The organism is Massilia jejuensis (genome assembly GCF_042656795.1).
Lineage (GTDB): Bacteria > Pseudomonadota > Gammaproteobacteria > Burkholderiales > Burkholderiaceae_D > Telluria > Telluria jejuensis.
Window position 1 is genome coordinate 275,629 of record NZ_JBHSMS010000040.1, and the last position, 23,202, is coordinate 298,830.

The following is a 23,202-nucleotide window of genomic DNA, read 5'->3' on the forward strand; positions in this document are numbered from 1 at the left end:
AACATCGAACTGGAGATCGACATGACCGAACAAGCCCCAGCATTCAAGCCGAAAAAATCCGTCGCCCTGTCGGGTGTCGCCGCCGGTAACACGGCCCTGTGCTCGGTCGGCAAGACCGGCAACGACCTGCATTACCGCGGCTACGACATCCTGGACGTGGCCACCACCTGCGAATTCGAAGAGATCGCCTACCTGCTGGTGCACGGCAAACTGCCCAACACGGGCGAACTGAAGGGCTACAAGGCCAAGCTCAAGTCCCTGCGCGGCCTGCCGCACGCGGTCAAGCTGGCGCTCGAAGCGCTGCCGGCCGCCAGCCACCCGATGGACGTGATGCGCACCGGCGTATCGAGCCTGGGCTGCGCGCTGCCGGAAAAGGACGACCACAGCGTGCCGGGCGCGCGCGACATCGCCGACCGCCTGATGGCCTCGTTCGGCTCGATGCTGCTCTACTGGTACCACTTCAGCCATAACGGCAAGCGCATCGAGACCGAGACCGACGACGACTCGATCGGCGGCCACTTCCTGCACCTGCTGCACGGCCACGCGCCGAAAGAAGAGTGGGTCCGTGCGATGCACACTTCGCTCATCCTCTACGCCGAACACGAGTTCAACGCCTCGACCTTCACCGCGCGCGTCATCGCCGGCACCGGATCCGACGTGCACTCGGCCATCACCGGGGCGATCGGCGCGCTGCGCGGACCGAAGCACGGCGGCGCGAACGAAGTGGCGCTCGAGATCCAGAAACGCTACGAGAATGCCGACGAAGCCGAAGCGGACATCCGCAACCGCGTGGCCAACAAGGAAGTCGTGATCGGCTTCGGCCATCCGGTCTACACGATCAGCGACCCGCGCAACGTCGTCATCAAGGAAGTGGCGCGTTCGCTGTCCGAAGACGCCGGCTCGACCAAGATGTTCGACATCGCCGAACGGCTGGAGTCCGTCATGTGGGAAGTGAAGAAGATGTTCCCGAACCTGGACTGGTTCTCGGCCGTGTCGTACCACATGATGGGCGTGCCGACCGCCATGTTCACGCCGCTGTTCGTCATCTCGCGCACCTCCGGCTGGGCCGCGCACATCATCGAGCAGCGCATCGACAACAAGATCATCCGCCCGAGCGCGAACTACGTCGGTCCCGAAGACCTGGCGTTCGTGCCCATCGCGGACCGCAAGTAAGCACCGAGAATCATGAATAACGCCTACCGCAAACCCCTGCACGGCACCAACCTGCACTACTTCGACGCGCGCGACGCAGTCGACAGTATCGAGCAGGGTGCCTGGGACAAGCTGCCCTACACCTCGCGTGTACTGGCGGAGAATCTCGTACGCCGCTGCGAGCCGATGGCCCTGGTGCCATCGCTCAAGCAGCTCATCGAACGCAAGCGCGACCTCGACTTCCCGTGGTTCCCGGCGCGCGTGGTCTGCCACGACATCCTGGGCCAGACGGCCCTGGTCGATTTGGCCGGCCTGCGCGACGCCATCGCGCAGGAAGGCGGCAATCCGGCGCTGGTGAACCCGGTGGTGCCGACCCAGCTCGTGGTCGACCACTCGCTTGCCGTCGAATGCGGCGGCTTCGATCCCGACGCGTTCGAAAAGAACCGCGCCATCGAGGACCGCCGCAACGAAGACCGCTTCCACTTCATCGACTGGACCAAGAAGGCCTTCCAGAACGTGGACGTGATCCCGCCCGGGAATGGCATCCTGCACCAGATTAACCTCGAGCGCATGAGCCCCGTGGTGCAAGTCAAGGACGGCGTCGCCTTCCCAGACACCCTGGTCGGCACCGATTCGCACACCCCGATGGTCGACGCGCTCGGCGTGATCGCCATCGGCGTGGGCGGCCTGGAAGCCGAAAGCGTCATGCTGGGGCGCGCCTCGTACATGCGCCTGCCGGACATCGTCGGCGTCGAACTGACCGGCAAGCCGCAGCCGGGCATTACGGCGACCGACGTCGTGCTGGCGCTGACCGAGTTCCTGCGCAATGCGAAAGTCGTCTCGACCTGGCTCGAGTTCTACGGCGAGGGCGCATCGAACCTGACCCTGGGCGACCGCGCGACGATCTCGAACATGGCGCCGGAGTTCGGGGCCACCGCCGCGATGTTCTACATCGACGAGCGCACCATCGACTACCTCAAGCTCACCGGCCGCGAAGACGCACAGGTGGCGCTGGTCGAGAGCTATGCCAGGGAAACGGGCCTGTGGGCGGACACGCTCACGCAGGTCGACTACGAGCGCGTACTGCGCTTCGACTTGTCGACGGTCGTGCGCAACATCGCCGGGCCGTCGAACCCGCACAAGCGCGTGCCGACCTCGGAACTGGCCGCGCGCGGCATCTCGGGCGTGGTGGAGAACGAGCCGGGCCGGATGCCCGACGGCGCCGTCATCATCGCCGCCATCACCAGCTGCACCAATACGAACAATCCACGCAACATGATCGCCGCCGGCCTGATCGCGCGCAACGCCAACAGGCTCGGCTTGACCCGCAAGCCGTGGGTCAAGAGTTCGCTGGCGCCAGGCTCGAAGGCGGTCTCGCTGTACCTGGAAGAAGCGGGCCTGATGCAGGACCTGGAAAAGCTCGGCTTCGGCGTGGTCGCCTTTGCCTGCACCACCTGCAACGGCATGAGCGGCGCGCTCGACCCGGTCATCCAGCAGGAGATCATCGAGCGCGACCTGTACGCCACGGCGGTCCTGTCGGGCAACCGCAATTTCGACGGCCGCATCCACCCGTACGCGAAGCAGGCATTCCTCGCTTCGCCGCCATTGGTCATCGCGTATGCGATCGCCGGCACGATCCGCTTCGATATCGAGAAGGACGTGCTCGGCACCGACAGCGCGGGCAAGGCGATCCGCCTGGCCGACATCTGGCCGACGGACGAAGAGATCGACGCCGTCTTCGCGAAAAGCGTGAAGCCCGAGCAGTTCCGCAAAGTCTACACGCCGATGTTCGCGCGCGTGGCCGACGACGGCGAGCAGGTCAGCCCGCTGTACGACTGGCGCGAGATGAGCACCTATATCCGCCGTCCGCCGTACTGGGAAGGCGCGCTGGCGGGCGAGCGTACGCTCACCGGCATGCGCGCGCTGGCGGTCCTGGGCGACAACATCACGACCGATCACCTGTCGCCGTCGAACGCCATCATGATGGACAGCGCCGCCGGCGAATACCTGTTCAAGATGGGCTTGCCGGAGGAAGACTTCAACTCGTACGCAACCCACCGCGGCGATCACCTGACGGCGCAGCGCGCGACGTTTGCCAATCCGACGCTCAAGAACGAGATGGTCCGCAACCCCGACGGCACCGTACGCGCCGGTTCGCTCGCGCGCATCGAGCCCGAAGGGCGGGTGACGCGCATGTGGGAAGCGATCGAGACCTACATGGAGCGCAAGCAGCCGCTGATCGTGATCGCCGGTGCCGACTATGGCCAGGGCTCTTCGCGCGACTGGGCAGCCAAGGGCGTGCGCCTGGCGGGCGTCGAAGCGATCGCCGCCGAAGGTTTCGAGCGCATCCACCGCACCAACCTGGTCGGCATGGGCGTACTGCCGCTGGAATTCATGCCGGGCGTGAACCGCCTGACGCTGGGGCTCGACGGTACCGAAACCTACGACGTGATCGGCGAACGCACGCCGCGGGCAGTGCTTACGCTGGTGATCAACCGGCGCGACGGGCAGCGCCTCGAGGTGCCGGTGGTCTGCCGCCTCGATACGGCGGAAGAAGTGTCGATCTACGAGGCCGGGGGCGTGCTGCAGCGCTTCGCGCAGGACTTCCTGGCGTCGTCGAAGGTGGCGGCCTAAGCGCACAACGGACGTATCCGGGATGCAGGGATGGGCGAAGTCTTCGCCCATCCCTGCATCCCGCCAACTGGAACCAGGACTATGCCACACACTCCCCAAATCAGAATCCCCGCCACCTACATGCGCGGCGGCACCAGCAAGGGCGTCTTCTTCCGCCTCGACGACCTGCCCGCAGCCGCGCGCGTCGCCGGCGCGGCGCGCGACCGGCTCCTGCTGCGCGTGATCGGCAGCCCCGACCCCTATGGCAAGCAGATCGACGGCATGGGCGGCGCGACCTCGAGCACCAGCAAGACGGTCATCGTCTCCGCGTCCGCCCGTCCCGGCCACGACGTCGACTACCTGTTCGGCCAGGTTTCGATCGACAAGCCGTTCGTGGACTGGAGCGGCAATTGCGGCAACCTGTCCTCGGCGGTGGGTTCGTTCGCGATCCGGGCAGGCCTGGTCGCGCGCGAGCGCATCCCGCAGGACGGCATGGCGGTCGTGCGCATCTGGCAAGCCAACATCAATAAGACGATCGTCGCCCATGTCCCGGTGACGAACGGCGAAGTCCAGGAAACGGGCGACTTCGAGCTCGACGGCGTGACCTTTCCGGCGGCCGAAGTGCAGCTCGAGTTCATGGACCCGGCAGCGGACGAAGAGGGCGGCGGCGGGTCCATGTTCCCGACCGGGAACCTGATCGATGCGCTCGAGGTTCCGGGCCTGGGCACGATCCAGGCAACGATGATCAATGCCGGCATCCCGACCATCTTCGTCAATGCCGAAGACGTGGGCTATACCGGCGCCGAGCTGCAGGACGCGATCAACGGCGACGTGCGCGCGCTGGCCATGTTCGAGACCATCCGCGCCCACGGCGCGGTGCGCATGGGCCTCATCAAGGACACGGGCGAGGCGGCGGGCCGCCAGCACACGCCGAAGGTCGCTTTCGTGGCGCCTGCGCTCGACTACACCGCGTCCAGCGGCAAGGCGGTCGCGGGCAAGGACATCGACCTGGTGGTGCGCGCGCTCTCGATGGGCAAGCTGCACCACGCGATGATGGGCACGGCAGCCGTCGCCATCGGCACCGCGGCTGCCGTGCCGGGCACGCTGGTCAACCTCGCGGCCGGCGGCGGCAAGCCCGACGCGGTGCGCTTCGGCCACCCGTCGGGCACCTTGCGCGTCGGTGCCCAGGCGGAGCAGGTGAATGGCGAGTGGCGCGTCACCAAGGCCGTGATGAGCCGCAGCGCGCGCGTGCTGATGGAAGGCTGGGTGCGGGTTCCGGGCGACGCCTGCTGATCCCGTCCCGCCACGCCGGCCCGGCCAGGTGACGTGCCGCGGCCGGACATTTTTGTCGATACGATGGTGGAGATTCCACCCACCCTGGTTTATTATCCTGCAACGTCAAGTCGTCCCGGAGAGGGCGCGCGAAAGGGATAGTCCGGGATGGATAGAATAACGAGCAAACCTGCAATCATCTCCGCGGCGCTGGACCTGGTCGCGGCGCCTGCCTGCGCCTGCGACGTCTCGGGGCGGATCATCGCCGCCAACGCGGCCATGGCCGACCTGGCGGGCGAATCGCCGGCGGGACGGCCCTTGCTCGACCTGTTCACCGGGCGCGCGGCGCGCCAGGCCGCGGTCGAGCTGCGTCGTGCCATGCGCGGCGAGCGCCGCTGGCGCGGCTTGCTGGCCGTGAATGGCGAGCAGGTCACCGTCGAGGTGCGCTCGCGCCCCTTGCCGCGCGATGCCGGCACGCTCGGCGCGAGCTTCGTGTTCACCGACGTCGGCGCCTACGAACGCGGCCAGGAGGCGCTGCGCACTTCCTTGTGCGAGCAGAAGGCCATCCTCGACCATGCGCCGGTCGGCATCCTGTTCACCAAGCCGGGCCTGCTCAAGGAATGCAATCCGCGCCTGTCGGAGATGGTCGGCTTCAGCGCGGCCGAACTGGCGCGGCGCGATCCGGCCGAGATGTTCACTTCCAGGGCGGCGTTCGAAGCGTTTCGCGACGAGGCCTTCGCCGCGCTGGCCGAAGGCGCCATTTTCGAGAAGGCCGAAGTCCAGTTCCGCCACCGCGACGGCTCGCTGTTCTGGGCGCGCGTGCGTGCCAGCGCCGTCGTGCCGTCGCGCCGCGAGGACGGCACCATCTGGATCGTCGAGGATGTCAGCGAAAGACGCCAGGCGCGGCGCGAGTTGCTGGCGCTGATGAACAACTCCTCGCTGGCGATCATGTTTACCCGCGAGAAGCGCATCCGGCGCTGCAATGCCGGCTTCCTTGCGATGTTCGGCTACGAACCCGGCGAGTGCGAGGATTTGCCGGTACAGCGCCTGCATCCGAGTCAAGACGATTTCGACCGTATTGCCGGCGCCGCCTATCCGCTCTTCGAACAGGGACGCACCTACCAGGCCGAGGCCCAGCTGGCGAAGAAGGACGGCACCCTGATATGGGGCAAGATGATCGGCTACCCGGTCAATCCGGACGATCCGTCTCACGGCTATGTCTGGATCGCCGAGGACCGCACCCGCCAGCGCCGCGACGAGCAATCGCTGCGCGTCGCCTTGCAGGAAAACCAGGCGATCTTCGACACCGCGGTGCTCGGCATCGCCGTCGTCGAGCATGGCCATACGCTGCACGGCAACCGCAAGATGGAAGAACTGTTCGGCTACGCGCCGGGCACGATGCGGGGCGTTCCGGTGCGCTCGCTGTATCCGGACGCGGAGCTGTGGCAGGCGGCGCGCCTGGACACGGCGCGCGATTTCGCGGCCGGGCGCGTGAGCGTGAGCGAACGGCTGCTGGCAAGGCGCGACGGCGTCACCTTCTGGGGCCGCCTGTCGGGCCGCCCCTTCGACCTCGACCATCCTGGCGGGCGCAGCCTGTGGCTGGTCGACGACGTCACGGCGCAGCACGAAGCGAGCGACGCGGTGCGCCGCGCGCGCGACGAGCTCGAACTGCGGGTCGATGCGCGCACCGCCGAACTGGCCGGCGCGAACGCGCTGCTGCAGGACGAGATCGTCGAGCGGCGCCAGGCCGAGGCGCGTGTGCACCACATGGCCTACCATGACAGCCTGACCGGGCTGCCGAACCGCGCGCTGCTGGCCGACCGCCTCGAGCACGCCATCCTGGCGGCCCGGCGCGCCGGCGCGTGCCTGGCCGTGATGTTCCTCGACCTCGACCGCTTCAAGACGATCAACGATTCGCTCGGCCATGCCACGGGCGACTTCCTGCTCAAGGAGGTGGCGAGCCGCCTGTGCCGGGCGGTGCGCGCCAGCGATACGGTGGCGCGCCTGGGCGGGGACGAGTTCGTGGTGCTGGTGCCGGGCGCGGGCTCGCGCGACGAATGCAGCCAGGTCGGCGACAAGATCATCGAGGCACTGGCCGCGCCGGTGCGCTTCGAGGGCCACAGCCTGCACATCTCGCCCTCGATCGGCATCTGCGTCTTTCCGGACGACGGCGGCGACGTCGACATCCTGATGCGCCACGCCGACGCCGCGATGTACCAGGCCAAGGCCGCGGGACGCAACAACTACCAGTTCTTCACCGAGCGCATGAACGGCGCGGCGGCACGCCACTTCGCGCTCGAGTCGAACCTGCGCCAGGCGCTCGCCAAGGGCGAGTTCGAGCCCTTCTACCAGCCGATCATGGACATGGGTACGCGCCGCGTGCATGCCCTGGAAGTGCTGCTGCGCTGGCGTCATCCGGAACGCGGCCTGGTGCTGCCGGACGATTTCATCCCGATGCTCGAAGAAAGCGGCATGATCGTGCCGGTCGGCGAATGGGTGATCCGGCGCGCCTGCGAGCAGAGCATGGCCTGGCAGCGCGCGGGCGTGGCCCCGGTGCCCCTGGCGATCAACCTGTCGGCGCGCCAGTTCATGCACCGCACGCTGGTGGCGTCGATCAAGCGTATCGTCGACGAGACGGGGATCGACCCGGCGCTGGTCGAATTCGAGATCACCGAGACGGCGCTGATGCAGCACGGCGAGCAGACGCTCGACATCCTCGACCAGATCAACCGCATGGGCATGCGCCTGTCGATCGACGACTTCGGCACCGGCTACTCGAGCCTGGCCTATCTGAAGCGCTTCCCGGTCAGGAAGATCAAGATCGACCGCGTCTTCATCCGCGAACTGGAGGCAAGCAGCGAGGACCGCGCGATCGTCGCCGCCGTCATGGCGCTGGCCAACAGCCTGCAGCTGCAGGTGGTGGCCGAAGGCGTCGAGACCGAAGAGCAGCTCGCGCTGCTGCGCGATTACGGCTGCCAGTATGTGCAGGGCTGGCTGTTCGCGCGCGCGCTCGATGCCGACGCGGCGCAGGCCTTGCTGGTGCGGTAGGGGGCACCCGCCCCAGGGCTTTAGAGCGCCTAACAAAACCTTCAGAGCAAGGCGCGGCGACGAAGACAGTACGACTGTACGGCAAGGAGCTGCAACGCAGCTATGGAGGTTTTGTTAGGCGCTCTTAATCGATGGTCGCGATGACCGGCGTATGGTCCGACGGCTGCTCCCACTTTCTCGGCTCGCGGTCGATACTGCAGGCCGTGCAGCGCCTGGCCAGCTCGCGCGAGAGCAGGATGTGGTCGATGCGCAGCCCGCGGTTGCGCCGGAATCCCAGCATCCGGTAATCCCACCAGCTGTACTGCTTGTCGGGCTGCTCGAACATGCGGAAGCAATCCGTCAGGCCCAGATCGACCAGCGCCGCCATCGCCGCGCGCTCACGCTCCGAGCAATGGATCTGGCCTGCCCATTCGACCGGGTCGTGCACGTCGCGGTCTTCCGGGGCGATGTTGTAGTCGCCCAGCAGGGCCAGCTGCGGATGGGTGCGCATCTGTTCGCCCAGCCAGTCGTGCAGCCCCTTCAGCCAGGCCAGCTTGTACACGTATTTATCGGAATCGACCGCCTGGCCGTTCGGAATATACGCGCAAACGAAACGCACCCCTTCGATGGTAGCGGCGATAATGCGCTGCTGCGAATCCTCGAAATGCGGATTGCCCTTGACCACGTCGCGGATCGGAAAGCGCGAGAGGATGGCGACGCCGTTATAGGTTTTTTGGCCGGTAAAGGCAAGCTCGTAACCGGCCGTTTGAAGTTCTGAAATCGGGAACTTCTCATCGGTCAGCTTTGTCTCTTGAATGCAGAGCACGTCAACCGGGTTCGTCTCCAGCCAGCGCAGCAGGTGGGGCAGGCGTACTTTTAATGAATTGACGTTCCAGGTTGCTATTTTCATGTCGGGGCAATAAGGATGTACGGCGTGGATGCACGGCGTGGATGCACGGCGGACCGTCCGCCGCGACTGCGCGCAGTATCGTCGCTGGAAGCAATTTTTGCAACGTGCCCGAGCCGCGCGACCGAATGGCAGCGTTGTATTTCGTTTGCTTAAATCACAAGCGCCGTGCCGTGGCGACAAGTTTGTGGTTTAAAATATATTGTCGTCAGGCTCGGTGTTATTGGGGCTGGACCAGGTGATTTCCCACGGATCACCCCTTGTTGTTCCTCATGAGGAATGTCCGGTTGTTTTTATATAACTCGCGCTGTAGTATCACGGCTAAACGGCATCTGCCGGCCTCGTCTGCGAGTGCGCACGATTGAGATTCAGTCGTGCAAGGCTTTGCGTGGCGAAATGGTACTATGGTGAAATATTGCTGTTTCGATAGCGAGTATTTGTACCCATATGAAAAGGACAGAGATGCGCAGTGCATTTGAAGCATGGGCCCAGCGCGACGGCCATATCGTTCGTCGCCGTGAAGACAAGCCCGAGGAATACCTCGTCTACGAAACCCAGCGCCGCTGGGTCATCTGGCAGGCCGCGTTGGCGCATGGCGCCAAGAGCGTCGAGGCCGCGCCGTCGAAGTTCGCCGGTGCGGAACCGGCCGCCAAGGCCGTCCAGCCGGACGAGGCCGCCGTACGCAATCGCGTGCTCAACGAGGTGCTCGACGCCTTCAGCGACCTGGATGAAGACGCCGGCATCGAAGGCCTGGTGAAAGTGATCCAGGGCTTGAAGAAGAAGCAGAAGGCCACGGCCGAACAGGCCTGAGCGAGCGGGATTGATACAGTATCGTCATTACAAGGGCGGCTTGTACGAGCTGGTCTGCGAGGCCACGCTCGAAGCCGACCTGACGCCCATGATCATCTACCGCGCGCATGACGGCTCGATCTGGGCGCGTCCAAAGGCCGTGTTCTTCGAACTCATCGAAGTCGAGGGGCTGATGGTGCCGCGCTTCGCGCCGGTGTCCTAGGGGACCGGTCGGTGACGCGGATCCCCTGACGGGCGATGCCGTCACGCGCTCATCTTGCCAAGAAAAACGGGCCGCTGCGAGCGGCCCGTTTCATTGCGCGCTAGACGATCACACGCGGTTCATCAGGAAGGCCGTCAGCAGCGGCACCGGACGGCCGGTCGCGCCTTTCTGGGCGCCGCTCTTCCATGCGGTGCCCGCGATATCCAGGTGGGCCCAGGTATAGTTGCGGGTGAAGTTCTCCAGGAAGCAAGCGGCCGTGATCGAGGCGCCGCCGGGGCTGCCGATGTTGGCCAGGTCGGCAAAGTTCGATTTCAGCTGTTCGTTGTAGAGGTCGCCGATCGGCAGGCGCCAGGCGCCGTCGCCGGTCTGCTTGCCGGCGTCGAGCAGTTCCTCGGCCAGGGCGTCATGGGCGGCGTCGTGGCGCGTGAACAGGCCGCTGTTGTGGTGGCCCAGCGAGACCACGCAGGCGCCCGTCAGCGTGGCGATGTCGACCACGGCGGCCGGCTTGAAGCGCTCGGCGTAGGTGAGGGCGTCGCACAGGATGAGGCGGCCTTCGGCGTCGGTATTGAGGATCTCGATGGTCAGGCCGTTCATCGCGGTGACGATGTCGCCAGGCTTGGTCGCGCGGCCGGACGGCATGTTTTCGCAGGTGGCGATGATGCCGATCACGTTCAGCTTCAGGCCCATCTCGCCGATCGCGCGGAAGGTACCCAGCACCGAGCCGGCGCCACACATGTCGAACTTCATTTCGTCCATGCCGGGGCCGGCCTTGATCGAGATGCCGCCGGAGTCGAAGGTGATGCCCTTGCCGACCAGGACCGTGGGGGCATCCTTCTTGTTGCCGCCCATATGCTTGAGGACGATGAACTTCGGCGCTTCATCGCTGCCGCGGGCCACGGCCAGGAAAGAGCCCATCTTCAATGCCTCCAGCTGCTTGCGCTCCAGGACTTCGACGTCGAAGCCGTGGTCGTCGGCCAGCTTGCGCGCGACGGTGGCCAGGTAGGTCGGGGTGCAGATGTTGGGCGACAGGTTGCCCAGTTCCTTGGTCAGGTTCATGCCGTTGGCGATCGCGATCGCCTGCGCCAGCGTGGCCTTGGCCGCGTTGTCGGCCAGCGGCAGGGCCAGGGTGATCTTGCGCACGCCGGCGAGGGCTGGATCTTTCTTGCTCTTTTGCGTGTCGGTACGGAATTCGCCTTCGGTGGCGGCGATGACGATCGCGCGCGTGGCCCATTCAGGCGTGCGCTCTTTCACTTCCGTCATCGGAAATGCGATAATGGCGTCTGCCGCGCCCAGCGACGCGAAGGCTTTGAACGTCGCGCCGACTGCGGTCATGAAATTCTTTTCGCCTACCGTCTCGTCGGCGCCCATTCCGACCAGCAGCACGCGCTGCGCGGCCACGCCGGCCACGCCGCGCAGCAAGAGGGTCGAACCGGCCTTGCCGGTAATGTCGCCCGACTTCAGTGCCGCCGTGATTTCACCTGCTTGATCGAGGGTCTTCGCAGCCTGCGACAGTTTTTTGTTTTCGAACACCGCCACTGCCACGCAGCCGGTCTTGGCCGCGGCCAGGGTGTTTTTTGTGTCGAATGCTTTTATGCTAAAGTCCATTTGATTCTCCGTTTCGTTTTGTGCGCATCTGGTATGACCACTGCTCAACCTGCAATTATAACTATCGAATGATTTTTCAACGCGCCCTGCAACGTGAACTCGCCAGCGCGGCCGGGGCAACCTTCACGGTATTGTTTTCGGTGACCGTCACCTGGACCCTGATTGCCATCCTCGGCCGCGCTGCGGGCGGACGTGTCGATTCCGGCGACGTCCTCGCATTGATTGCATTTCAATCGGTGAATTATCTGCCAACTGTCCTGACTCTCACCAGTTTTATTTCGGTGCTGGTGGTGATCACGCGCAGTTACCGCGATTCCGAAATGGTGGTCTGGTTCGCTTCCGGCCAATCCCTGCTTGCCTGGATCCGTCCGGTGCTCACCTTCGGCATTCCGCTGGTGCTGATGGTCGGCGCGCTGTCGATGGTGGTGGCACCCTGGGCCAAGATGAAGAGCGCCGAATTCATCCAGCGGTTCGAAAAGCGCGAAGACCTCAAGCGCGTCGCGCCCGGCCAGTTCCGCGAGTCCTCCTCGAGCGACCGCGTGTTCTTCGTCGAAGGCAGCACCAACGGGTCGACCGTGGTCAAGAACGTGTTCGTCAGCACCGACCAGAAGGACGGCAGCTCGGTCGTCGTCGCGCGCGAGGGCGTCATCGAACAGGACCCCAAGGGCGGCCAGTACCTGGTGCTCAAGAACGGACGCCGCTACGAGGGCAAGCCGGGCCAGGCCGATTTCCAGTCGATGGAATTCGAGCGCTACAGCATGCGCGTGGCGACCCAGGTACCGGTGCTGGGCGCCGACGTGCCGCTCAATGCGCTCTCGACCCCGGCGCTGCTGGCCGTGAAGAACCAGTACACGCGTTCCGAACTGCTCGCGCGCATTTCGGCGCCGATCGTCTGCCTGCTGCTGGTGCTGCTCGCCATTCCGCTGGGCTTCGTCAACCCGCGCGCCGGCAGTTCGGCCAACCTGATCCTGGCCCTGCTGATCTTCTTCACCTATAACAACCTGGTCAAGATGCTCGAAGCGAGCGTCAAGCGCGAGAAGATCGATTTCGCCCTGGCCTGGTGGCCGCTGCACCTGTTCGTGGTGCTGATCATCGTCGCCTTGTTCGCGTGGCGCCTGAACGTCAATCATCACTACCACCCGCTGGTCCTGATCAATGCCTGGAAACGCAAGCGCATCCTCGCCGGCATGCCCGCCGCCCCCCAGGTGGAGTCCCGATGAAAGTCCTGCAACGCTATTTCGCGATCAACATCACGCAGGCGGTCGTCTTCGTGCTGATCGCCTTGCTCGGCCTGATCTCCTTCATGGACCTGACCTCCGAGCTGCCGTCGGTCGGCAAGGGCAACTATACCTTCCAGCTCGCGCTGCTGTACGTGGCGCTGATGCTGCCGGGGCACGTGTACGAAACCATGCCGATCGCCGCGCTGATCGGCACCATCTACGCGATGGCGCAGTTCGCGCAAAGCTCGGAATTCACGATCATGCGCGCGTCCTCGATGTCGACGCGCATGGCCGGCTGGATGCTGTTCAAGATCGGCGTCGTGTTCGTCCTGGTCACCTTCATCTTCGGCGAGCTGATCACGCCGCGCACGGCGCCGCTGGCGGAAAAGGTGCGCCTGTCGGCCAAGGGGGCGACGCTGGCTTCGGAATTTCGTTCCGGGATGTGGACCAAGGATAACGTGCACGCCGAAGGCGCGGACGGCGCGCGCGGCCCCATCGTCGGCTCGCGCTTCTTCAACGCCCGCCAGATCCGCCCGGACGGCCAGCTGATCGACGTGCGCCTCTATGAATTCGACAACGCCATGCGCATGCGCGCCCTGATCACGGCCGCCAGCGCCACCTTCAGCGGCAACGGCACCTGGCGTCTGAAGGACGTGAGCGAGACCCTGTTTACCAACAGCCGCACGCTGCCCCTGCCGGGCGCGCCGGTGCCGCAGGGCCAGACCATCCAGAGCACCTACGGCCAGGAGACCAGCGCGGTCTCCACGCGCAAGGTGGCGACCCTGGACCTGGTCTCGGAAATCACCCCGAAGATCCTGCAAGTGTCGCGGCGCGATCCGGAACGCATGTCGGCCAACGAACTGGCCGTATATTCGCGCCACCTGGCCGAGAACCGCCAGGAGAGCGAGCGCTTCCAGATCGCCTTCTGGAAGAAGATCATCGACCCGCTCGCGATCTTCGTGCTGATGGCGCTGGGCCTGCCTTTCGCCTACCTGCACACGCGCAGCGGCGGCGTGAGCCTGAAGATCTTCATCGGCATCATGATCGGGGTCGGCTTCATCCTGATCAATTCGCTGTTCTCGCACCTCGGGCTGTTGTCGACCTGGCCGGCCTTCTTCACGGCCGTGGCACCGAGTCTGCTGTTCCTGTTGTTGGCAATCGGCGCATTGCGCTGGGTAGAAAGGCATTGATGACACGCGCACTGGTATTGTTCGCCCACGGCGCCCGCGCCGCCTCCTGGGCCGCCCCGTTCGAGCGCCTGCGAGACCTGACCGCGGCGCGGCTGCCCGGGTGCACGGTGCGGCTGGCCTTCCTGGAGTTGATGGAGCCGCGCTTGCCGGAGACGGTGTCGCAGCTGGTGGCCGACGGTGTCGGCGATGTGACGATCGTGCCGGTGTTCCTGGGGCAGGGCGGGCATTTGCTGCGCGACCTGCCGCTGCTGGCGGACGGCTTGCGCACGGCCCATCCGGGCTTGCGCCTGAACGTGGCCGGCGCGGTCGGCGAAGATCCGGACGTGCTCGACGCCATGACGAACTATTGCGTGCGCTCGATTCTTTGAGGTAGACCCGGGCGTCCACCCTGCCAGCCCCGGCTTCGGTGCGCGATCCGGGGCGCGCTGTGCTACCTCAATCCAGGTCCGCCGCCTCGTGCCGTTCCGGCACCTGCTCCTCCGGCTTGCCGCGCACCTTGTTCACCTTGCGCCCGCGAATGACGGCGGGACGCGCCGCGATCTCGTCGGCCCAGCGCCGCACGTGCTGGTACTCGTGCACCGACAAGAACTCGCCGGCCTCGTACAGTTCGCCCTGCACCAGCGCCCCATACCAGGGCCAGATTGCCATGTCGGCGATCGTGTAGTCGCCGCCGGCGATATAGCGCTTGCCCGCCAGCTCGCGATCGAGCACGTCGAGCTGGCGCTTGACTTCCATCGCGAAGCGGTCGATCGGGTATTCCAGCTTTTCCGGCGCGTAGGCATAGAAGTGGCCGAAGCCGCCGCCCAGCAGCGGCCCCGCACCCATCTGCCAGAACAGCCAGTTCAGCGTTTCGGTGCGCGCGGCCACGCCGGCCGGAATGAAGGCGCCGAACTTTTCGGCCAGGTACAGCAGGATCGAACCGGACTCGAAGACCCGGATCGGCTCGGGCCCGCTGCGGTCGATCAGCGCCGGGATCTTCGAGTTGGGATTGAGCGCGACAAAGCCGCTCGAGAACTGCGCGCCTTCGTGGATGCGCACCAGCCAGGCATCGTATTCGGCGCCCTGGTGGCCGGCCGCCAGCAATTCTTCGAGCATGATCGTGACCTTCTGGCCGTTCGGCGTGGCCAGCGAATACAGCTGCAGCGGATGCCTGCCGACCGGCAGCGCGGCCTCGTGGGTCGGGCCGGCGATCGGCCGGTTGATGTTGGCGAACGTGCCGCCGGGGGAGGCCGGCGGGGTCCAGACCCGGGCCGGCTCGTACTTCGATTCTGCAGTCATCGACGTCTCCTGGAAATGCGTGGGGGAATGCGCCGCGGCCGCATCGGGCGCGCGCCTTGCTGATCCTGAAGCATGAGCTTACCTGAGTCCGGGCATTCGCGCCGGCGCTCCTCGACCCGCCGCCGGCACCGGTTTTCCGTTATTGTCCCGGCAAGCTTTGCACGCAAGTGGAGAAGGCTTGTTTCCGATCATGGCGGTGTGCCGCCCTTGGGTTTGACAGTCCTTCCGAAGCGGCCGACACTGCTTCGGGCATTTCCGGCCGCGTCGGCCACAACCAACCTGCGCGCTTTCCATGCTTTCATCTTTCATCAAGCAGTTCCTGGCGCTGTTCCTGCGCTTGCGCGCCGATGGGACGGGCTGCCAAGCAGGCATCCGCCTGCCGGGCGGCCTGTTCGCGCAGACCCGCTGCGCGCGCCACATCGACGCCACCGCGCGCCGCGTGGCCGCCACCGGCGTCAAGATCGCCACCCTGTCCGGGCGCCTGCGCGCGGGCAGCGTTCCGGGCATGGTCGACGCCGACCGCAGCCTGCGCCGCATGCTGGGCGAATTGAAGGAAGAATTGAGCGGCATGCGGCGCGACCTGGCGCGCTGGCACAGCCGCGAATGCCGCGGCCGCGCCGGGGCGCGCCTGGAAGCGGCAATCGCGCGCCTGAACCGCATCGTGGCCGACACGCATGCCGCCGCCGACCGCCTGCTGGGCCAGATCGAGGAATACGACAGCGCCCGCGGTTGACTCAGGCGCTGCGCACCTGGCGCGCGGGAATGCCGGGGCCGGCCTGGTGCTGGCGCAGGCGCAGCGCCTCGCCGATCATCACCAGCACCGGGCCATGCGCCGCCTCCAGGCCGCGCGCCAGGTCGTTCAGGGTCAGGCGCGCGATGCGCTCGTCGGGCCGGCTGCAGTTTTCCACCACCACCACCGGCGTATCGGCGCGCCGTCCTTGCGCCAGCAGGCGCTCGGCGGTCGCGGCGGCCTCGCGTCCGCCCATGTACTGGACCAGCGTGTCGGTATGCGGCAGGGCGGGGTGTTCCGGCTGGTCGGGGCCGGTGCTGGAGGTGAAGAAGGCGACGCTGCGCGCCACGCCGCGCTTGGTGAGCGGCTGCCTGGTCGCCGCGGCGGCGGCGACGGCGGTGGTAATGCCGGGCACGATCTCGACGTCGATGCCCGCCGCTTCCAGCGCCCGCAACTCCTCGTCGGCGCGCCCGAACAGCATCGGGTCGCCTCCTTTCAGGCGCACGACGCGCTCGAACTTGAAGGCGCATTCGACCAGCAGCGCATTGATCGCATCCTGGGCGGTGGAGCGCTGGCCCGAGCGCTTGCCGACCGAAATCAGTTCGGCCTGGCCGCACAGAGCGAGCATCTCGGCAGTGACGAGCGCGTCGTAGAGGACGACATCGGCCCCGCCGAGGATGCGCGCGCCGCGCACGGTGATCAGGTCGGCGGCGCCGGGACCGGCGCCGACCAGCCAGACCTTGCCCGGACTGCCGGATCGCGCCGGCAGCGCGTCGTCAAGCAAGGTCATGGCTGCCCCCGTGTCATTCACCCAGGCGAATCATACCCGCGGCAACGGTCTGGTGGGTGACTTCATCGATCAGGATGAAGGAACCGGTGGCCCGGATGTCGGCGTAGGCGTCGGCCGCCAGCGCCTGCTGCACGTTCAGGTGGATGCGCGCGATGTCGTTCAGCTTCAGGCCTGCGGCCGGGTTGTCGACCGCCTTGCGCTGCTGGGTGTTGATGTCGAGCAGGGTTTCGACTGCCGTGACCTTGGCCGCCGTCTGGCGCGTGCCGTGCTTGATCCAGTACTTGCGGCGCAGGTCGAGCGGCTCGTCCGACATCCAGCAGACATCGGCCACCACCTGTTTCAGCAGCGTGGCCGGGGCATCGGCGCCGGCGAGGGTATCGCCGCGCGAAATGTCCAGGTATTCCTCGAGCAGCAGGGTCACCGACTGGCCGGCGCCGGCTTTCTGCAGCGCGCCGTCGAAGGTGACGATCTCCTTGACGGTCGCGCTCTGGCCAGAAGGCTGCACGACGAGCTTGTCGCCGACCGCGACATTGCCCGATTCGATGCGGCCCATGTAGCCGCGGAAGTCGTTGGCTTCATGGCCGTTGTGGCGGGCGACGAGCTGCACCGGGAAACGGAAGGGCGCAAGATGGGCTTCGCTGCCATGGGCTTCGTCGTAGACCGAGAGCGACTCGAGCAGCTCGATCAGGGTCGGGCCGGTGTACCAGTCCATTTTTTCGGAGCGCTCGACCACGTTGTCGCCGGCCAGGGCCGACAGCGGAATGGGGGTGACGTCCTTCAGGCCCAGCGAGGCGGCGAACTCGGCATAGGCGGCGACGATGCGGTCGTAGATCGCCTGGTCGTAGCCGATCAGGTCCATCTTGTTGACGGCCACGATCACGTGTTCGATCTGCAGCAGGTGGGCGATGGTCGAGTGACGCTTGGTCTGGATCAGCAGCTCGACACCAGCCCCGTCTTCGCCCAGCTTCACCTTGGACACGTCGACCAGGATGATGACCGCGTCGGCGGTCGATGCGCCGGTGACCATATTGCGGGTGTACTGCTCATGGCCCGGGGTGTCGGCGATGATGAACTTGCGCTTCGGGGTGGCGAAATAGCGGTAGGCCACGTCGATCGTGATGCCCTGTTCGCGCTCGGCTTCCAGGCCGTCGGTGAGCAGCGACAGGTCGATCGTGTCGCCCACGGTGCGCTTGTGCTTCGAGCGCGAGACGGCAGCCAGCTGGTCCGCGAAGATGCCCTTGCTGTCGAACAGCAGGCGGCCGATCAGGGTGCTCTTGCCGTCGTCCACCGAGCCGGCGGTGATGAAACGCAGCAGGCTGTGCTGGGTCAGGTTGTCGGTACCGGAGTCAATGCGGGCGTTCATCAGAAATATCCTTGCTTCTTGCGTTTTTCCATCGAGGCTTCGGAGGTCTGGTCGTCCATCCGGGTGGCGCCGCGTTCGGTGACCTGGGTCACGGCGGTTTCGGCGATGATCGATTCGACCGTGCTCGCCGTCGAAGACACCGGGCAGGTGCACGAGATATCGCCGACGGTGCGGAAGCGCACCACCTGCGTCTCGACCGTTTCGCCTTCTTTCGCGGGGGTGAGCGGCGTCAGCGGCACCAGCAGGCCGTTGCGCGGGATCACCTGGCGCTCGTGGGCAAAATAGATCGTCGGCAGCGCCAGTCCTTCGCGGGCGATGTACTGCCACACGTCCAGTTCGGTCCAGTTCGAGATCGGGAACACGCGCATGTTTTCGCCCGGGTGGACGCGGGTGTTATACAGGTCCCACAGTTCCGGACGCTGGGCTTTCGGGTCCCACTGGCCGAATTCGTCGCGGAAGGAAAAGATGCGTTCCTTGGCGCGCGCCTTTTCCTCATCGCGGCGCGCGCCGCCGATGCAGGCGTCGAAACCGTGTTCGGCGATCGTTTCGAGCAGCGTCACGGCCTGGGCCGCGTTGCGCGAATCGGTGGCCGGGTTGCGCAGGCGCACCGTGCCCTTCTTGATCGAATCCTCGACCGAGCCGACGATCAGGCGTTCGCCGAGTTCGGCCACGCGCGCATCGCGAAAGGCGATCACTTCGTCGAAGTTGTGGCCGGTATCGATATGCACCAGCGGGAAGGGGAATTTGCCGGGGCGGAAGGCCTTTTCGGCCAGGCGCAGCAGCACGACCGAGTCCTTGCCGCCCGAAAACAGCAGGGCCGGATTGCTGCATTCGGCCGCCACTTCGCGCAGGATGTGGATCGCTTCCGATTCGAGGGCGTCGAGGTGGCGCGCGTTGACGGTGGCCAGGATGCCGGCGTTGTCAGGGAGATTCGTCATGAAATGCCTTGTGCTTTCTTGTGGCTCAGGCGGCCACGGATTTGATACGAATGAGTTTTCCATCGACCACGTGCAGGCCGCATTCCTTCGATTCCGGGTTTTCCCACCACCAGCGTCCGGCGCGCACATCCTCGCCCGGCGTGATGGCGCGGGTGCAAGGCTCGCAGCCGATCGACGGATAGCCGCGGTCGTGCAGCGCGTTGTAGGGCACGCCGTTGGCGCGGATGTAGTCCCAGACCTCGGCCTCGCTCCAGTCCGCCAGCGGATTGAATTTCACCATGCCGTGCGCCGGATCGTCTTCCTGCACGCCGAGTTCGGCGCGCGTGCTCGACTGGGCGCGGCGCTGGCCGGTGATCCAGGCCTTCTTGCCGGCAAGGGCATGGCCGAGCGGCTCGACCTTGCGGATGCGGCAGCATTCGCGGCGCATCTCGACGCTGTCGTAGAAGGCGTTCAGGCCGTTCTGCGTCACGTAGCGCTCCACCGCGGCAGGGTCCGGACGGAACAGGGCGATGTCATAGCCGTAGGTCGCCTTCACCGCGTCCAGCACGGCAAGCGTTTCCTTGGGCAGGCGGCCCGTTTCCAGCGAGAAGATGCCGATCGGCAGTCCAGCGCGCAGGATCAGGTCGGTCAGCACCATGTCCTCGGCGGCCAGGCTGGAGGCGAACACGGCCGGCGAAAACTGGTCGGCAATGCGCGCCAGGATGGCCTGGGTATCGGCGACGCGGGTAGCGAGATCGCTCATGCTGGTCCTTTAAATGCCGGCGCCAAGGTCGGTATGTTCGAGCGGCACGTCGCGCTCCGTGCGGCGGAACAGCGGCAGCGGCTGGTCGACCGAGGCCTGGTAGGTTTCCGAGAACACGGTCAAGCCTTTCAGGGCGTCGTGGATCGAGCGGTCCTGGCGCGTGGCGTAGGCATTGAAGCCGACGCGCGACATCGAGAACAGCTGATCGCGCAGTACGTCGCCGATGGCGCGCAGTTCGCCGGTGTAGCCGAGGCGCTTGCGCACGTTGAAGGCGATCGAATAGCCGCGGCCATCGCTGAATTTCGGGAAGTCGACGGCAATGACGGCAAAGCGGTCCGCGTCGCCCTTCAAGGCTTCGAAGCGCTCGTCGGCGGCGATCCAGACGCCCAGCTCGGCGCGTTGCGCCAGCTTGTCCTTCTGCGCCAGCCAGACCGTCAAGGGAAAGATGACCTTGCCTTCCGGCACGACGACGGACTCGGGCAGATCGCCTTCGTCCAGGCGCAGCACGCTCCACTCATCGGGAACAACCTCGCGTCCACGGATAATCTCTTTATGTGCTTCAAGCATGGTCTTCCCCAACCAGTTCGCCTTTGGAAATCGGCGTGGCGTACACGTGTTCCTTGAATGGCGCGATGCCCAGGCGCTGCGCGGTCTCGACGAAACGCTCGCCTTCGACGCGGTTGCGCACATACACCTGCAGCAGGCGGTCGATCACTTCCGGCATCTGGCCGCCCGAGAACGACGGGCCGATGATCTTGCCGATTGCCGAGTCATTGCCCTGGGCGCCGCCGATCGAGACCTGATACCACTCGCTGCCGTCCTTGTCGACACCGAGCACGCCGATCGAACCGACGTGGTGGTGGCCGCAGGCATTGATGCAGCCCGAGATGTTGAGCTCGATGTCGCCGATGTCGTGCTGGAAGTCGAGGTTGTCGAAACGCTCGGCAATGGCGGCTGCGATCGGGATCGATTTCGCGTTCGCCAGCGAGCAGAAATCGCCGCCCGGGCAGGAAATGATGTCGGTGAGTAAGCCAATGTTCGGCGTGGCCAGGCCCTTCGACTTGGCCAGGGTCCAGACCTCGAACAGGTCGGCTTGCTTCACATCGGCCAGCACCAGGTTCTGCTCGTGCGTGACGCGCAGCTCGCCGAAGCTGAACTTGTCGGCCAGGTCGGCCACGAAGTCGATCTGCTCGGCGGTGGCGTCGCCCGGCGGCACGCCGGTTTTCTTCAGCGACAGCACGACCGCGGCGTAACCCGGCACCTTGTGCGGCTTGACGTTACGCTGCAGCCAGTTCGCAAAGGGCTTGCTGTCCGCATGCGCGGCCAGCGGATCGATGTTGTCGAGCGCGGCGTAGGCCGGCGCCGCGAAATAGGCCGCGACGCGGTCGTATTCTTCGCGCGTCAGCGTTTCCGGGCCATCCTTCAGGTCTTGCCATTCTTCCTCGACCAGGCGCGCGAATTCCTCGACACCCAGGGCCTTGAGCAGGATCTTGATGCGGGCCTTGTACTTGTTGTCGCGGCGCCCGTAGGAGTTATACACGCGCATCACGGCTTCGGTATAGGTCAGCAGGTGCTGCCAGGGCAGGAAGTCGCGGATCACGCTGCCGATGATCGGCGTGCGGCCCATGCCGCCGCCGGCCATGAACTTGAAGCCGGCTTCGCCTGCTTCGTTGTGCGTGAGCGTGAGGCCGATGTCGTGGATCGCGATCGCGGCGCGGTCTTCCACGGCGCCATTGATGGCCACCTTGAATTTACGCGGCAGGGCGATAAATTCTGGGTGGAAAGTGCTCCACTGGCGCAGGATCTCAGCGAAGGGACGCGGGTCCATGATCTCGTCGGCCGCGACGCCGGCGAACTCGTCGGTCGTGATGTTGCGGATGCAATTGCCCGAGGTCTGGATCGCATGCATTTCGACCGAGGCCAGGTCGGCCAGGATGTCCGGCGTCTGTTCCAGTTCGATCCAGTTGAACTGGATGTTCTGGCGCGTCGTGAAGTGGCCGTAGCCGCGGTCGTACTTGCGGGCGATGTGGGCAAACATGCGCATCTGCGCGCTCGACAGCAGGCCGTAGGGCACGGCGATGCGCAGCATGTAGGCGTGGCGCTGCATGTACAAGCCGTTTTGCAGGCGCAGCGGCAGGAACTCTTCTTCCGTCAACTCGTCGTTCAGGCGGCGCGCCACCTGGTCGCGGTACTGCGCGATGCGTTCGCGGACGATGAGATGGTCGTATTGGTCGTAACGATACATAGTATTCCTGGAGTAGGGCGGGTATGAGTACCCTTAAGCTAGCCTGAATAGTAAGCGAAAGGAGCTTTATTCCAAACGACTGACAATTTATTTGCTTATATACGGTAAGGGCATAAGCAATCGCATAAAATACGGGTTTGGCATTTCTACCATCAAACAACAGGAATGAATCTCCATCAACTGCGTTTCGTGCGCGAAGCCGTGCGCCAGAACTACAACCTGACCGACGCCGCCAAGGCCTTGTTCACGTCCCAGCCGGGGGTGTCGAAGGCCATCATCGAGCTGGAAGAAGAACTTGGGGTCGATATCTTCACCCGCCATGGCAAGCGCATCCGCGGCCTGACCGAGCCCGGCCGGCTGGTGCTCGAGTCGGTCGAGCTGATCATGCAGGAAATCGAAAGCCTGAAACGCATCGGCAAGGAATACGCGGCCCACGACAGCGGCAGCTTCACGATTGCCACCACGCACACCCAGGCGCGCTACATGCTGCCGAAAGTGGTGCAGGCCTTCATGCTGAAATTCCCGAAGGTGCGCTTGTCGCTGTTGCAGGGCAACCCGAAGCAGATCGCCGACATGGTCAAGAGCGGCCAGGCCGATCTGGCCATCGCCACCGAGGCCATCGCGGCCATGGATGGGCTGGTGACGCTGCCCTGTTACCAGTGGGAACATGTGGTGGTGGTGCCGCCGGAACACGACTTGTTGCGCTCGAAAGCCGTGTCGCTGGAAGAGATCGCCAGTTATCCCCTGATCACCTATGACGCGGCCTTTGCCGGGCGCAGCAAGATCGATCACGCTTTCAACTTGCGCGAACTGAAGCCGGACGTGCTGCTCGAAGCGATCGATGCCGACGTGATCAAGACCTATGTCGAGCTGGGCATGGGCGTGGGCATCATCGCCGGCATGGCCTTCGACCCCGAGCGCGACCGCAACCTGCGCACGATCGCGGTGGGCCACTTGTTCGGCATGAACGTGTCGCGCGTGGCGGTGAAGCAGGGCGCCTACCTGCGCAGTTACATTTATACCTTTATCGAATTGCTGGCGCCGAGCCTGACGCGCAAGATGGTCGAAGGCGCGATGCGCGGCGGCGAAGACTACGAGCTGTAAGTACCGGGCTGCAA

20 protein-coding genes are annotated in these 23,202 nt (G+C 65.4%); 11 read left to right on the forward strand and 9 right to left on the reverse strand.

The window, feature by feature from the left end; translation table 11 throughout:
• Window positions 1–21: 21 nt before the first annotated feature.
• The 4 genes from prpC to ACFPOU_RS14325 all read left to right on the forward strand — a co-directional run bounded on the left by prpC (window position 22) and on the right by ACFPOU_RS14325 (window position 8,085).
• Window positions 22–1,173 (forward strand): bifunctional 2-methylcitrate synthase/citrate synthase, encoded by a 1,152-nt coding sequence (gene prpC, locus ACFPOU_RS14310; RefSeq protein WP_379722351.1) that lies wholly within the window; start codon window positions 22–24, stop codon window positions 1,171–1,173.
• A gap of 12 nt (window positions 1,174–1,185) precedes the next feature.
• Entirely contained in the window at window positions 1,186–3,786 is a 2,601-nt protein-coding gene (acnD, locus tag ACFPOU_RS14315) for a Fe/S-dependent 2-methylisocitrate dehydratase AcnD (RefSeq protein WP_379722353.1), read from the forward strand.
• 81 nt (window positions 3,787–3,867) lie between these two features.
• Window positions 3,868–5,058 carry a 2-methylaconitate cis-trans isomerase PrpF gene (prpF, locus tag ACFPOU_RS14320; RefSeq protein WP_379722355.1) on the forward strand — a complete coding sequence of 397 codons (1,191 nt, stop codon included), beginning with the start codon at window positions 3,868–3,870 and terminating at the stop codon, window positions 5,056–5,058.
• A gap of 147 nt (window positions 5,059–5,205) precedes the next feature.
• A complete protein-coding gene (locus tag ACFPOU_RS14325; RefSeq protein ID WP_379722357.1) occupies window positions 5,206–8,085 on the forward strand; it encodes an EAL domain-containing protein in 2,880 nt (959 codons plus the stop codon).
• Between the two features lie 124 nt (window positions 8,086–8,209).
• On the opposite strand, the gene xth is transcribed toward ACFPOU_RS14325, so the two are convergent.
• On the reverse strand, window positions 8,210–8,974 hold the full coding sequence (gene xth / locus ACFPOU_RS14330) for an exodeoxyribonuclease III (protein ID WP_379722359.1): 765 nt from the start codon (window positions 8,972–8,974) through the stop codon (window positions 8,210–8,212).
• 459 nt (window positions 8,975–9,433) lie between these two features.
• On the opposite strand from xth, the gene ACFPOU_RS14335 reads away from it, so the two are divergent.
• Together ACFPOU_RS14335 and ACFPOU_RS14340 are read left to right on the forward strand one after the other, a co-directional pair.
• Window positions 9,434–9,781 carry a hypothetical protein gene (locus tag ACFPOU_RS14335; RefSeq protein ID WP_379722361.1) on the forward strand — a complete coding sequence of 116 codons (348 nt, stop codon included), beginning with the start codon at window positions 9,434–9,436 and terminating at the stop codon, window positions 9,779–9,781.
• Between the two features lie 13 nt (window positions 9,782–9,794).
• Entirely contained in the window at window positions 9,795–9,983 is a 189-nt protein-coding gene (locus tag ACFPOU_RS14340; RefSeq protein WP_379722473.1) for a DUF1653 domain-containing protein, read from the forward strand.
• Between the two features lie 108 nt (window positions 9,984–10,091).
• Here ACFPOU_RS14340 and ACFPOU_RS14345 read toward each other — a convergent pair whose 3' ends face one another.
• Window positions 10,092–11,588, reverse strand: a complete 1,497-nt coding sequence (locus ACFPOU_RS14345) for a leucyl aminopeptidase (protein WP_379722363.1) — start codon at window positions 11,586–11,588, stop codon at window positions 10,092–10,094.
• Between the two features lie 68 nt (window positions 11,589–11,656).
• Here ACFPOU_RS14345 and lptF point away from each other — a divergent pair, with 68 nt between their 5' ends.
• Genes lptF through ACFPOU_RS14360 form a run of 3 tightly spaced genes read left to right on the forward strand, consistent with a single transcriptional unit; the run spans window position 11,657 to window position 14,366 of the window.
• Complete coding sequence (lptF, locus tag ACFPOU_RS14350) at window positions 11,657–12,808, forward strand: LPS export ABC transporter permease LptF (RefSeq protein WP_379722365.1); 1,152 nt, start codon at window positions 11,657–11,659, stop codon at window positions 12,806–12,808.
• Window positions 12,805–13,998, forward strand: a complete 1,194-nt coding sequence (gene lptG, locus ACFPOU_RS14355; protein WP_379722367.1) for an LPS export ABC transporter permease LptG — start codon at window positions 12,805–12,807, stop codon at window positions 13,996–13,998. Before lptF ends, lptG begins: the two co-directional genes overlap by 4 nt.
• Window positions 13,998–14,366 carry a sirohydrochlorin chelatase gene (locus ACFPOU_RS14360; protein ID WP_379722369.1) on the forward strand — a complete coding sequence of 123 codons (369 nt, stop codon included), beginning with the start codon at window positions 13,998–14,000 and terminating at the stop codon, window positions 14,364–14,366. The genes lptG and ACFPOU_RS14360 overlap by 1 nt, the downstream gene beginning before the upstream one ends.
• A 67-nt stretch (window positions 14,367–14,433) precedes the next feature.
• Here ACFPOU_RS14360 and yghU read toward each other — a convergent pair whose 3' ends face one another.
• On the reverse strand, window positions 14,434–15,276 hold the full coding sequence (gene yghU, locus ACFPOU_RS14365; protein ID WP_379722371.1) for a glutathione-dependent disulfide-bond oxidoreductase: 843 nt from the start codon (window positions 15,274–15,276) through the stop codon (window positions 14,434–14,436).
• A 292-nt stretch (window positions 15,277–15,568) separates the two neighbouring features.
• On the opposite strand from yghU, the gene ACFPOU_RS14370 reads away from it, so the two are divergent.
• Window positions 15,569–16,009, forward strand: a complete 441-nt coding sequence (locus ACFPOU_RS14370) for a hypothetical protein (protein ID WP_379722373.1) — start codon at window positions 15,569–15,571, stop codon at window positions 16,007–16,009.
• 1 nt (window position 16,010) lies between these two features.
• Here ACFPOU_RS14370 and cobA read toward each other — a convergent pair whose 3' ends face one another.
• The 6 genes from cobA to ACFPOU_RS14400 are packed head-to-tail and all read right to left on the reverse strand — an operon-like array spanning window position 16,011 to window position 22,084.
• A complete protein-coding gene (gene cobA / locus ACFPOU_RS14375; protein WP_379722375.1) occupies window positions 16,011–16,796 on the reverse strand; it encodes a uroporphyrinogen-III C-methyltransferase in 786 nt (261 codons plus the stop codon).
• A gap of 13 nt (window positions 16,797–16,809) precedes the next feature.
• Window positions 16,810–18,159, reverse strand: coding sequence for a sulfate adenylyltransferase subunit 1 (locus tag ACFPOU_RS14380; RefSeq protein WP_379722377.1), 1,350 nt, complete (start codon window positions 18,157–18,159; stop codon window positions 16,810–16,812).
• Entirely contained in the window at window positions 18,159–19,097 is a 939-nt protein-coding gene (gene cysD, locus ACFPOU_RS14385) for a sulfate adenylyltransferase subunit CysD (RefSeq protein WP_379722379.1), read from the reverse strand. Before cysD ends, ACFPOU_RS14380 begins: the two co-directional genes overlap by 1 nt.
• Window positions 19,098–19,122: 25 nt before the next feature.
• Window positions 19,123–19,839, reverse strand: a complete 717-nt coding sequence (locus ACFPOU_RS14390) for a phosphoadenylyl-sulfate reductase (protein WP_379722381.1) — start codon at window positions 19,837–19,839, stop codon at window positions 19,123–19,125.
• A gap of 9 nt (window positions 19,840–19,848) precedes the next feature.
• On the reverse strand, window positions 19,849–20,406 hold the full coding sequence (locus ACFPOU_RS14395; protein ID WP_379722383.1) for a DUF934 domain-containing protein: 558 nt from the start codon (window positions 20,404–20,406) through the stop codon (window positions 19,849–19,851).
• Entirely contained in the window at window positions 20,399–22,084 is a 1,686-nt protein-coding gene (locus ACFPOU_RS14400) for a nitrite/sulfite reductase (protein ID WP_379722385.1), read from the reverse strand. The genes ACFPOU_RS14395 and ACFPOU_RS14400 overlap by 8 nt, the downstream gene beginning before the upstream one ends.
• A gap of 165 nt (window positions 22,085–22,249) precedes the next feature.
• Between ACFPOU_RS14400 and ACFPOU_RS14405 the strand changes: the two genes are divergently transcribed.
• Window positions 22,250–23,188: a CysB family HTH-type transcriptional regulator gene (locus tag ACFPOU_RS14405; protein WP_379722387.1), complete on the forward strand. Its 939-nt coding sequence runs from the start codon at window positions 22,250–22,252 to the stop codon at window positions 23,186–23,188.
• Window positions 23,189–23,202: the final 14 nt, after the last annotated feature.